The sequence below is a fragment of the Rubritalea marina DSM 17716 genome (genome assembly GCF_000378105.1).
In the GTDB taxonomy this organism is placed as follows: domain Bacteria; phylum Verrucomicrobiota; class Verrucomicrobiia; order Verrucomicrobiales; family Akkermansiaceae; genus Rubritalea; species Rubritalea marina.
In genome coordinates, this window is record NZ_KB899255.1 from 88,650 (window position 1) to 100,158 (window position 11,509).

Consider the following 11,509-nt stretch of genomic DNA (forward strand, 5'->3'; position numbering starts at 1 on the left):
GTGTTGTTTCTGCTAGAGCTTTCGGCAGCGTATTCGGTATTTTTGAGGGGGTGGGGTCGCCCGTGGGTATGTGGTTAAATACCTGATGGGCTGATGCGGTCGAGCTGAGGGATCGCTGCGAGCAGTGTCTTGGTGTAGTCTTGCTGCGGGTCCTTGAAGATCTCTTCTGCCGGGCCGTATTCGACGATTCGTCCCTTGTGCATCACTGCGATGTTGTCGGCCAAGTAGCGTACCACGCCTAGATCGTGAGTGATGAAAATCATGGTGAGGTTGAGATCGCGACGGAGGTCGAGCATGAGATTCAGGATCTGTGATTGGATCGAGACATCGAGTGCTGATACCGGCTCGTCGGCAATGATCAATTTTGGTTCGGGGGCGAGCGCGCGGGCAATGGCGATGCGCTGGCGCTGGCCGCCAGAGAATTCATGCGGATACTTGTGGGTGAACGCGGGGTCGAGGCCGCAGCGTTGCATGAGTGCGTCGACCTTTTGGTTGAGGGTCGCTTTGTCCTGCTTAAGTTTTGGGTGTCGCTGGGTGATTGCCTCGGCCAGTGTGGTGAAGACGGTCATGCGCGGGTTGAGTGATGCGTATGGGTCTTGGAAGATCATTTGGAAGTCCAGGCGATGCGCGCGCACTTCTTTTTTGTTCAAGTCCGTGAGCTCCAAACCTTCTAGGCTGATGCTGCCGCTGGTGGCGGGAATCAGCTGCATGATCGTGCGCGATAAGGTGGACTTGCCACAGCCTGACTCGCCAACCAATCCGAGGATTTCGCCTTGTTGGATACTCAGAGACACATCGCTGACCGCCTTGATCGAGTCGACCTGACGCTGAAAGAGTAGTCCCTTTCTGACTGGGAAGTGGGTGGTGACTTCGCGAAGTTCTAACATGGTGCTGTGTCTGCGGCGTGATTGCTTCGCCCAGCATTAATAGAAAAGCCGAAGGCTGGAAAGGATGATTGAAGGTAAATACGCCTGAGTGCTGGTCTTGGCGAATGCCCAGTTGTTGCTGTGTTGGCTGGGAAGGTCGGTGATGTTTTGCCAGAGAGACCGATGTTGCTGGCGGGATCGCATTAGATTTTGATCAACCGCTTGCCTGCGACGACCTGGCGGCCGAGCATGTTTTCGTATCGTGCGATGTATTCTGCGGCGGTGTTGTGATGGTTGAAGAACTCATCGCTTTCGCGCATGATGCGGCGGATGGCGGTGTTCTTTTGTTCATCATCCCACTTGTAGAACTTGATGGCTTCATCGATTGCCCAGCGCAGGCCGTCTGGGTTGTAGTGTTCGAAGCGGAAGCCATTGCCTAGCTTGCCATCGTAGTGCATGTGATGCACGGTGTCGTGGATGCCGCCTGTGTCGTGTACGACCGGGATGCAACCGTATTTAGGAGCCACCATTTGCGGCAGTCCGCAAGGCTCGAAGCGCGATGGCATGAGCATGAAGTCGGAGCCGGCGTAACCGAGGCGTGATAGGGATTCATCGAAGTCGGAGACAGCGACTTTTCCTTGGAGGCCGTGTTGGTTGGAAATGTCTTTGAAGTGCTGGGAGAAGGCGCCACTGGCAATGATCGCGATTTGAAGACCTTCCTGATGGTAGTCTGCCACGGTCTGGTACATGATGTCTGCAAGCAACTGGCAGCCTTTTTGCATAGGGTCAAGGCGTGATGGCCAGAACAGAATGGGGGCATCGGGGTCAATGTTTAGACCAAGTGCTGCTTGGAGTTTGGCTTTGTTGAGGGCTTTTCCTTCGACGAATGAATCGGCGTCAAAGTGGTGTTCGATGTGCGGGTCTGCGTATGGCTTGAGCGATTCATCTGGTGCGTTGAGGATCCCACTTGCGCAGCCAGCGTAGAGTTTGTTTGCAAGTTCGTTACGGATCGAGTCGGGCACGAAATCATGCCTTCCCTCGACGACTTCGTAGAGGAAGGTCGTGCTTACTGAATTGACGTGGTCGGATGCAAAGATGCCAGTGGCTAAGAGATCGACGTGGTTGTCGTAGCGTGCGTGTTCAAAATTGTCTGGTCGGTTTGCAAAGTAGAGATGGCTCCAGAAGTCTTCGACATCGATTCCTTTGTTTTCGATGTGATCCATGGTCAAACGCTCGGAGTGGATGTTGTGGCAGGTGAAGAGTGATTTGATGCCAAGTCGTTTGGCTGCTGCTGGGATTAACCCGGTCATCCAGTCATTGCAGTGGATGAGATCTGGCTGAACTCTAGGGATGATGTTGTTGATGACTTCCCGCTGGAACGCTAAGGCGGTGTCGTGATTTTGCGCTGAATCGTAGACTCTGCTGCGGTGATAGAAAATGCGGTCCTGAGCCAAGTGAATGCGGTTCTCAGGAAGTGCTTGGCTGACGCGATCAAGCTGCCGATCGAAGAGCTCCTTCATGTCGGTGTGGAACATCTTGCGGTAGTTTGGAATCGCCACATGCACGTCAGCTCCTTGTTCGTATAGCGCCTTGACTAGAGAAGCTGAGACGTCTGCCATGCCACCTGCTTTAGCACTCATCCGTTGGGCCAAGTTGCCCATCCCCTCTGGCAGGTAAGTGATCTCTGGTGTGACGATTAAGATGCGTGGGGTTTGAACGGATGAGGGTGGTACAGTCATATCGAATATAGGCTATTTATCAGATTTATTGGAGGACTACAAATAGAGAAATGACACGATTGCTTTTGAATTTTCGGCATTTTGGAGCGTTTGAGTCATAACAAATATGGTGTTAGCCTGTTAGGTTGCTTGTGTGTGGTGGGAGGATGAGGTGGGGAATTGATAGATCATGAGCACAAGACATGCCATGGTGCTTCACTGGTTGCTCTGAGATGGTGTCATGTTTGATCGTAGGGGCAATGCTGGCAATGTTACAAAAGGATAATATTTCGACGGGATTTTAGGGTGACAAAGGGTGCGAGATGTTCAGTATGGCGGTGCACATCATCCATTATGCAGACACATCCATTTATCTCAGAAACGTTTCACATTCCATGGTCGCAACTCAGCCCTGAGCATGTGGAAGCGGATATCAAGCGGGCATTGGCCGTGGCCGAGGAGCGGCTGGAGGCGATTCGCCAGCAAGACCTTGGGGCATTGACCTACGAAAATAGCTTTGGGGCACTAGAGCTGGCGGCTGAGGAATTGGAGCGTGGCTGGGGGCGTCTGAGTCATCTGGATTCGGTGGATGATAATCCGGCGCAGCGCGAGGCGATGAACAAGATGCTACCGGAGGTGACAGCATTTTCCTCTAAAATTCCATTAGATTCTGCGATTTGGAAGGTGCTCAAGGCCTATGCTGAGTCTGGGGCTGTGTCGGAGCAATCCGAGGTGCGTCAGCGCTTCATTGAAGAAACTTGTGCGGACTTCCGTCTCTCTGGTGCGGACTTGGCGGATGACACCAAGGCGGCGATCGCCGAGATCGATGCGGCATTGTCGCAGAAGACTAAAAAATTTTCAGAGAACGTGTTGGACTCCACCAATGCTTGGGACCTCGTGATTCACGAGGAAGAGCGCTTGGCGGGCTTGCCGGAAATGGTGAAAGAAGCGGCGCGGGTGGATGCGCTGGCACAAGGCCACGGCTCAGAAGACGAGCCGAAGTGGCGCTTCAGCCTACAGCATCCATCGATGGCACCGGTGCTTCAGTATGCGGAAGATGATGCGCTGCGCCGCGAGGTGTGGCTTGCGAGTGGCGGCGTGGGCCGCGATGGGGGCTACGACAACTCAGAGCTGATTTGGGAGATTCTCGAGCTGCGCCAGAAGAAGGCCGAGCTGCTCGGATTCGATTCTTTCTGTGACCTGATTTTGCAACGTCGCATGGCGAAGCGTGGGGCGGCTGCGCTGCATTTTGTGGAAGACTTGCACGATCGCATTGAAGATCAGTTCCAGCAGGAATGCGCCACCTTACAAAGCTACAAGGCGCAGAAGACAGGCGCTGCAGACGAGCCGCTTTCACCGTGGGAGGTGAGCTTCTGGGCTGAGAAACAACGTAAGGAACTCTATGATTTTGACGATGAATTGCTGCGCCCCTACTTCCCGGTAGACAAGGTGATGGCTGGCATGTTCGACATCGTGACCACGCTCTTCGGTGTGCGTATCGAGGAAGTGCCGACCTGCTTTGGCCAGGCCGAAGAGGGTAAGGTAGAAGTCTGGGCAGAGGACTGCCAGTTCTACGATGTGCTCGATGCCAGCAATGGCGAGAAACTCGGTTCCTTCTACGCGGATTGGCACCCACGCCCGACCAAGCGCGGCGGTGCCTGGATGAATTCGCTAGAGACTGGCGACCGCGAAGTCGGTGGCTCACGCAGCCCGCACCTCGGCCTGATGGTGGGCAACATGACCAAGCCACTGAATGGTAAGCAAGCCTTGCTAGACCACCGCGAGGTGGAGACGATCTTTCACGAATTTGGCCACCTGCTGCACCATCTCCTCAGCGAGGTGGAGGTGAAATCACTGGCTGGAACTAACGTGCCATGGGACTTCGTGGAGCTGCCATCGCAGATCATGGAGAACTTCTGCTGGGACCGCGAGTCGCTCAACCAATTTGCGCGCCACCACGAGACCGATGCGGTGATCCCAGACGAGCTCTTCGACAAGATGGTGGCGGCGAAGAACTACATGAGTGCCACCGCCTGCATGCGCCAGCTGTCCTTTGGGAAGCTCGACCTCGAGCTACACCTCAAGGGAGCTGAGTACAAGAGCCTGGGCCTCGACGGAGCGGACAAGGCGATCCTGCAAGGGTATAAGATTCCGACAAGCGAGTCGGCGCCTACGATTGCGCGTCGCTTCTCGCACCTCTTCTCCAGCCCAGTTGCCTATGCCTCTGGCTACTATTCATACAAATGGGCCGAGGTGCTCGATGCCGATGCCTTCACCAAGTTCAAGGAGGCTGGCGTGCTCGACCCTGCGACCGGCCGTGCCTTCCGCGATGAAGTCCTTGCGCGCGGTAATTCGCGCCCGGTGGATGAATCATTCCGCGCCTTCATGGGCCGCGACCCAGACCTCCAGGCACTCCTTGTGAGATCGGGATTGGTAATGAGGAGTTAGAAATTAGAAATTAGGAGTGAGTGCTGGAGCCGACCGAGTTTGGCGGCTCCTCACTTTCCGGGTGGCTCGAGCTCAACCCAGCCGGATGCGTCGGAGACACATCCCTGCCAGCTTCGCGTGAGGCGGTGTTCTCAATGATTCGCTTGATGTGTAGCTTTGGCTCTGTCTCGCATGAGAGTGCCTTTGAAGAGTAGCCAAATGCCAGCTGGAATGCACACGACTAGCGAACTGGTGAAAGTGACACCCCACCAAACCATGGCTCCTTGTGGAACTAGGTCATTAGGTGTTGCCCATAAACCGATCAATGCATCCGAGAAGATGAATAGTATGATCGGAGTAGTAAGGAGCAGAATTCCAATTGAAAGCAAAAGGTTGATGGTGAATTTTTGCATCTTATTGGAGATTGGTGGAAGGTGATTCACTTGGTGTGATCTGTTAATCATAACAGTTAAATTTTGATCCTCAATGCCAAGGTTTGGTGTGTCTATGGCAGGGTCGGATCTCCCCCGACTTGTCGGGGTGAATGGTCATTCACGAGCCGATCGGTGGAGGCGGCTCCTCACTTTCTGGGTGGCTCGAGCTCAACCCAGCCGGATGCGTCGGAGACACATCCCTGCCAGCTTCGCGTGAGGCGGAGCAGGAGAGGGAGCTCTCAGCTGTTCATTTGATCTGTTGGTAGAGTGCGTCAGCGATCTTTTGGTGATCGCCTAATTGTAGGCCTTCTTCGTAGCGATTTTTGAACTCTTTGAGATCACTTTCAGCCTTTTCCAAGGCTTTCTCAGGGCCATACTCTTGGATCATGGATTGGTAGCTGAGAGCATTGATACCAGTCCATAATGCTTGGTGGTCTGATTCACTCACAGCCTGAGAGGCAAGGGTATGGATTTCATCCATGAGGTCGCTTAGTTCTTCCTCAGAGAGATCCACAGAGTTTGTTGGCTGGCTCTCTGCGAGGTGCCAACCAGCCGCGAGCCCTAGCAGAAGTGTGATGACGGGGATGATGAATTTCATTGATTTGGGAGTTTTTTGCCGAGCTAACTAGTAGCCTTTCTACTGGCTACTAACTACTTTCTACTCAGAATCCTCCAGCCTCAACAGCACTCGGTGTTCCTTGAGGGAATCGAGGTGTTGCTCTGGGTCGAAGGTGGCGGCGTCGAATTCTCTGACGCGAGCGCGCGTGTTTTCGAGTTTGCTCTTGGCGCGTACGAAGCGGCGGACGTCTTCGTTCGAGCTGAGCTTTAGCTCAGGCACCATGGCGTTGTTGCCGTCTTCGTCTTTGGCGACCATGACGAAGTAGGAAGAATTGCAGTGCTTGATTTCGCCGGTCTGGATGTTCTCTGAGGTGACGCGGATGCCGACGGTCATGGAGGTGCGGCCGACGTAGTTGACGCGAGCTTTGAGGGTGAGAAGTTCGCCGACGCTCACTGGGTTTTTGAAGTCTACCTTGTTGATCGAGGCGGTGACACAATACTTCCCGGAGAATTTTGAGGCTGCTGCAAAAGCGATTTGGTCCATCAGGTTGAGGATGTAGCCGCCGTGGATTTTGCCACTAAAGTTGGAGTGTGAGGGCAACATCAATTCGGTGAGTGTGACGCTGGATTCTTCGGGATCTTTGACCATATTTAGCATACTAGGTGAGTGTTTTGAGTGGGAAGATCTTAAGGGAGTAGAAGGTGAAAGCAAGGTGATTGTGTGCTGGGTGCTTTGGTGGCCGTTTTGACTTGGAACTTGTGCTAGAAGTGCCTGTTAGCTAGCTTGTTTGGCATGAAGAAATTAGCTGCGCATTGGCAGATTATCATTGCATTGGGTTTGGCTGTGTCGCTGGGAGTGATCTTTCGTAATTTCACGCTGCAGAATGGGGTGGAGTCGTCCGTGGGGGCATTTGCAAGTCGCGCCGCCAACGTGAGCACCTTCATCGGCCAGATGTTCATGAATGCGCTGAAGATGATCATTGTGCCTTTGATCGTGAGTTCGATCATCTCTGGGATCGCTTCGATGGGTGGGGTGAAAGGCTTTGGGCGCTTGGGCGCGAAGACCGTGGGCGTCTATATGCTGACTTCCTTGTTCGCGATCTTGGTGGGGCTGATGGTGGTGAACTTGATCCAGCCAGGCTTGGTAGATGGCCAGCCAAACCAAGAGATTAAGGCGGCCTTTGATCGCTCGGCCGAGGAGGCGAGTGCGAGCTCGTTGGAGAAGGTGGAGACGGCCGGGACGCGCAAGGCCACCGATTATTTTGATTTTTTCAAAAAGCTATTCCCTCCAAACATTTTTGCAGCGGCATCGGACAATGGACAGATGTTGGGAGTGATTGTGTTTAGTATTCTTTTTGGGGTGGCGATGACGCGCCTTGCTGAGAAGCAAGTGAGTACGCTGCGCGAGATGATTCAGGGCTTGAATGATGTGATGATATTGATCACAGAGTGGATCATGAAGATGGCGCCAGTGGGTGTGTTTGCCTTGATGTTTCCGGTGGTGATGAAATCTGGAGCTCAGATTTTTATCGAGTTAGGGAGCTACTTTGCGACGGTGCTCAGTGCGCTGGCGATCCACTTTTTCGTAAGTTTGCCGTTGTTGTTGTATTTTGTAGGCAGAGTGAACCCTTTGGCACATTTCAAGGCGATGCGCACCGCTGTGCTCACGGCTTTTTCGACAGCGAGTTCTTCGGCGACCTTGCCGGTGACGATGCGCTGTGTGCAGGAAAATGCGGGGGTGAGTAAGCGCACCTCGAGCTTCACCCTGCCGCTAGGGGCTACGGTAAATATGGATGGTACTGCCTTGTATGAATGTGTGGCTGTGATTTTTGTGGCTCAGGTGATGGGGGTTGAGATGCCGATCACTGCGCAGTTTGTGGTTGTGGTGGCGGCCTTGCTGACCAGCATTGGGGTGGCTGGAGTGCCATCTGCGAGCTTGGTAGCGATCTTACTCATTCTCAAGAATTCGAACATCGATGGTGCGGAGACTGCGGTGGTGGCCTTGCTCAGTGTTGACCGTTTGCTGGACATGTCGCGTACGGCGGTGAATGTCTTTGGTGATAGTTGTGCGGCGGTGATTGTGGCTTCTAGCGAAGGCGAGCGGGTGTTGGAGAAAAGTTAGCAATTGGGCACGCGCCGTGCTGAAGTGCGCGTGATCCTATGCGAGTACCACCTGAGCTTTTGATTGCTTTGAATCAGCTGAATGTTGCGGCGTTTGAACCGAGTGTGATGGGGATGCCCTTGCTCTGGGTTTTGGTGCTTTCTGCTTTTTTTATTGGGGTGGCGAAGGCGGGGTTTTCTGGGGTGTCCTACATCTCGGTGTTCTTGCTTGCGGAGGCGTTTGGGGCGAAAGAATCGATCGGGGTGGCACTGCCAATGTTGATCACCGGGGATCTCATTGTGTACCCGGCCTATCGTAAGTATGGGGATTGGCGTAGCGTGTGGCAGTTCATGTGGCCCGCCTTGATTGGGCTTGCCGTTGCGGTGTATTTGCTGACGGTGTTCTCGAATGAGTCGATGCGTGTGGCGATCGGTCTGGTGATTGTCAGCATGGTGCTGATGCAGCTCATGAAGAAGTTCTTTCCTGAGAATTTCGACAGGCTAGCGCACTCGAAAGCCTTTGGCATCTCGGCGGGAGTGAGTGGGGGCTTGGCTACGATGCTGGCGAATGCCGCGGGGCCGATCATGCAATTGTTCTTACTCTCTCGAAATGTGTCGAAGCTCGACATTATTGGCGTGGGGGCTCGCTTCTTTTTGATCATTAATTTGATCAAGCTTCCTTTGAATGCGGGTTTGGACTTGATGACCTGGGAGACCTTGCGGTGGAATCTTTACATGATTCCGGTGGTGGCGCTGGGGGTCTGGCTTGGCAAGAAGGTGCTTCGCAAGGTGCCACAAAAGGCCTTTGAGGTGTTGGTGGTGACTTTCGCACTGATCGCCGGGGTGAAGCTACTCGTTGCCTGAACCTGCTTGGTAGGCGTCGAGTGCAAGCTGAATACCCTTTGCCTTGTGCAGCGTTTCTTGGAATTCGGCTGCTGGCTCTGAGTCCGCTACGATGCCAGCGCCTACGTGGTAGTGGATTTTATCGTGGTCGCGTACGATGGTGCGGATTGCGATGTTGAACTGGCTGGAGCCATTAAAGCCAAGGTAGCCGATGGCGCCGGTGTAGACTCCGCGAGTGACGGGCTCGAGTTCTTCGATGATTTCCATGGCGCGCTTTTTAGGTGCGCCAGTGATCGAGCCGCCCGGGTAGCAGGACTGCAGCGCCTGCAGGTGGCTTGTGCCCTCGCGCAGTGTGCCGCTGACGGTGGAAACGAGGTGGTGGACTTGCTGGTAGGGTTCGAGCTTGAGGATCTCGTCGACCTTGACCGAGCCGAACTCGCAGACGGTGCCGAGGTCATTGCGCAGCAGGTCGGTGATCATGATGAGTTCCGAGATTTCTTTTTCAGAATGCTGAAGCTCGTGGGCGCTGGCGGCGTCTTGCTTGGGGTCTTGGAAGCGTGGTCGTGTTCCTTTGATCGGGCGGGTTTCGATCGATTGATTGTGGAGTTTGAGAAAGGTCTCTGGAGAGGAAGAAAGGATCTCGTGGTTGTCGAGATTGAGGTAGGCCGCGTGGGGGGCGGGTGAGAGTTCGCGCAGTTGTTGGTAGAGGGTGAAAAGCTTGCTATTGTTTGAGGGCATAGTCTGTGCAGAGAACTTTTGTGAGAGGTTCACCTGATAGATGTCGCCAGCGGCTATGTAGTCGGCAATGCGCCCCACCTTGGCCATGTACTCAGTCTTGCTAATGGAGGGGGTGAAGGGACCAAAGCCCAGTGCGCTGGGGGATGAGTGTTCGGTTTCTAGCTGTGTGGATAGGGCGCCAGATTCAAACCATTGTTGGTCGCTGTGGCGGTAGACGAGCATCTCGTGGTAGGCGCCAAAGCAATAGTTGCCCTCGTACTCGACCCAACCGCAGAGCCCTCCGTGGGGGAGAGGGTGGTCGCTTTGTGCGTGCTCTTGGAGGTGGCTTTCTAGCTCGGAGGTGTCGCTGATGTGACCTCGAAAAACCTTGCGAGGGCGGGCTGTGATGATGCTTAGTGCTCCACCTCGATCCGATTGGATGTTTCCGGCGCTATCGAAGAAGACGAGCCCATCTAGGTGCTGTAAGGCGTGGGCCACAGCGATGGGTGAGTGCTTCAGTGAGATGGCTTGGAGGCGGCTAGGCATAGTCGGGCGATGGCAATATCTGTAGGTGGTTCTGTGTCCTTCTCAAGCGAATTGTGCGTTGCGCAGGCGTGTCATGTTTTTCTTTGGAATTGAAAATCGGTTCTTTTCATCGGTGGGAGGACTTCGCACATTAGTGCCGTTCATGGCACACTCGAGCAGTAGAATTCGCAGTAAGAGACCCAGCGCGTATCAGGTGGCTTGGGGGCTATTTGCGTGTCTCGCGGTGAGCCAGTTGATTGCGATTGGCTCTGCAATTGCGGTGCGCAGCGGGGAGGTGCGCGAGGTCGTGCGCTACGTGCGCGAGGATCCAATCGTGATTTCTGTGCCGGCGGCTCCAGAGGCGCGTGCGCCCCGTGAGGGCGAGGCGATTGCACCTCGTAGTCTTGAGCAATTGATGCTGGCATACGGAGAGGACGCGTCTGTCACTATGGAGCTGGGCCAGGCGCCGCAAGTGAGTTTGCCAGAGCAGAATGTCAAGGGTTTGAGCCAAGCAAGGCCAGCCAACGAAGAGGCCGCCATTGCACGTTCTGATGTGCGCAAGCTTGTCGAGGAGGCGGAGGCGGCGCGCAAGCGTGGCGATGCGATTCAGGCCTTGATCTTGCTTGATGACGCAGCGGCGCTCAGTGAAGAGGAACCGTTGGTGTGGTGGCGGAAAGCGGAGGTTTTTGAAGTGATGGGGCAATGGGAACGCGCGGCAGATTGCTACGAGCGCCTGTTCATTCAGGGGCCAGACATCGGGATATACTATCACAATGCGGCTTACAAGTTATCCAATGGTATCGAGCCGGAGTCTTCTAAGAATGACCAATTTGCCCTTGGGCATATTATGAAGCGCCTGAGTCATGATGGCATGCAGGTGCAGCTGCGCGTGCCCGTGAAGTTGTTGAACCAGGAGCGATTTGATCCCGAAGACATCCACTTGATTGTCCACCACTATGATTTGGTGGATAAGCATCGCGTCGAGCCGGTACCTGAGTCACGGGCTGATCAGATGAATGAGCGTTGGGTCTACGCTCCGGTGGATTGGAGTTCGGGTGAAGAGATTGCGGAAGCGAATTATACGGTGGCTGAGATGAGTGCTTCGGAGTCCCATTTGTTTGGACAACGGAGTTATTTTGGCTACGTGGTCGAGCTCTATTATCAAAATGAATTGGTAGATCAGCAGGCAAACCCACGTAAGCTTCATTCAATACACGCAAAGCAACAAGTAACTCCTAGTTATGGCTTGCCATTTGACGGGGAGCTGCCACCAATGAACGAAGGCAACCCCCTACTACCTAACTTGCCTAGTGAGTATTGA

General features: G+C 54.2%; 9 protein-coding genes. 4 read left to right on the top strand and 5 right to left on the bottom strand.

The genetic code is table 11. From position 1 onward, the window contains the following. Positions 1-74 precede the first annotated feature (74 nt). Positions 75-887 (bottom strand): ATP-binding cassette domain-containing protein, encoded by an 813-nt coding sequence (locus F454_RS14700; protein WP_018970242.1) that lies wholly within the window; start codon positions 885-887, stop codon positions 75-77. Between the two features lie 182 nt (positions 888-1,069). Then, a complete protein-coding gene (locus F454_RS0108600; RefSeq protein ID WP_018970243.1) occupies positions 1,070-2,605 on the bottom strand; it encodes a glycogen synthase in 1,536 nt (511 codons plus the stop codon). A gap of 333 nt (positions 2,606-2,938) precedes the next feature. Here F454_RS0108600 and F454_RS0108605 point away from each other — a divergent pair, with 333 nt between their 5' ends. Then, the gene (locus F454_RS0108605) at positions 2,939-5,032 is read left to right on the top strand and encodes a M3 family metallopeptidase (RefSeq protein ID WP_018970244.1); all 2,094 of its coding nucleotides are present in this window, start codon (positions 2,939-2,941) and stop codon (positions 5,030-5,032) included. A 660-nt stretch (positions 5,033-5,692) separates the two neighbouring features. Here the strand turns inward: F454_RS0108605 and F454_RS0108615 are convergent. Beyond that, entirely contained in the window at positions 5,693-6,043 is a 351-nt protein-coding gene (locus tag F454_RS0108615; RefSeq protein ID WP_018970246.1) for a hypothetical protein, read from the bottom strand. Positions 6,044-6,103: 60 nt separating this feature from the next. Next, positions 6,104-6,652: an acyl-CoA thioesterase gene (locus F454_RS0108620; protein WP_018970247.1), complete on the bottom strand. Its 549-nt coding sequence runs from the start codon at positions 6,650-6,652 to the stop codon at positions 6,104-6,106. Between the two features lie 144 nt (positions 6,653-6,796). Here F454_RS0108620 and F454_RS0108625 point away from each other — a divergent pair, with 144 nt between their 5' ends. Then, on the top strand, positions 6,797-8,125 hold the full coding sequence (locus F454_RS0108625) for a dicarboxylate/amino acid:cation symporter (protein ID WP_018970248.1): 1,329 nt from the start codon (positions 6,797-6,799) through the stop codon (positions 8,123-8,125). Positions 8,126-8,163: 38 nt separating this feature from the next. After that, positions 8,164-8,967, top strand: coding sequence for a sulfite exporter TauE/SafE family protein (locus F454_RS0108630; RefSeq protein ID WP_083912946.1), 804 nt, complete (start codon positions 8,164-8,166; stop codon positions 8,965-8,967). On the opposite strand, the gene pabB is transcribed toward F454_RS0108630, so the two are convergent. Beyond that, positions 8,953-10,209 (bottom strand): aminodeoxychorismate synthase component I, encoded by a 1,257-nt coding sequence (gene pabB / locus F454_RS14705; protein WP_018970250.1) that lies wholly within the window; start codon positions 10,207-10,209, stop codon positions 8,953-8,955. The genes F454_RS0108630 and pabB overlap by 15 nt on opposite strands. Positions 10,210-10,351: 142 nt before the next feature. Between pabB and F454_RS0108640 the strand changes: the two genes are divergently transcribed. Then, the gene (locus tag F454_RS0108640) at positions 10,352-11,509 is read left to right on the top strand and encodes a tetratricopeptide repeat protein (protein WP_156817213.1); all 1,158 of its coding nucleotides are present in this window, start codon (positions 10,352-10,354) and stop codon (positions 11,507-11,509) included.

Excerpts from the sequence above, each read along its gene's own strand:
- F454_RS14700 (WP_018970242.1), bottom strand. The coding sequence starts at position 887 with ATGTTAGAACTTCGCGAAGTCACCACCCACTTCCCAGTCAGAAAGGGA.
- F454_RS0108600 (WP_018970243.1), bottom strand. The coding sequence starts at position 2,605 with ATGACTGTACCACCCTCATCCGTTCAAACCCCACGCATCTTAATCGTC.
- F454_RS0108605 (WP_018970244.1), top strand. The coding sequence starts at position 2,939 with ATGCAGACACATCCATTTATCTCAGAAACGTTTCACATTCCATGGTCG.
- F454_RS0108615 (WP_018970246.1), bottom strand. The coding sequence starts at position 6,043 with ATGAAATTCATCATCCCCGTCATCACACTTCTGCTAGGGCTCGCGGCT.
- F454_RS0108620 (WP_018970247.1), bottom strand. The coding sequence starts at position 6,652 with ATGGTCAAAGATCCCGAAGAATCCAGCGTCACACTCACCGAATTGATG.
- F454_RS0108625 (WP_018970248.1), top strand. The coding sequence starts at position 6,797 with ATGAAGAAATTAGCTGCGCATTGGCAGATTATCATTGCATTGGGTTTG.
- F454_RS0108630 (WP_083912946.1), top strand. The coding sequence starts at position 8,164 with ATGCGAGTACCACCTGAGCTTTTGATTGCTTTGAATCAGCTGAATGTT.
- pabB (WP_018970250.1), bottom strand. The coding sequence starts at position 10,209 with ATGCCTAGCCGCCTCCAAGCCATCTCACTGAAGCACTCACCCATCGCT.
- F454_RS0108640 (WP_156817213.1), top strand. The coding sequence starts at position 10,352 with ATGGCACACTCGAGCAGTAGAATTCGCAGTAAGAGACCCAGCGCGTAT.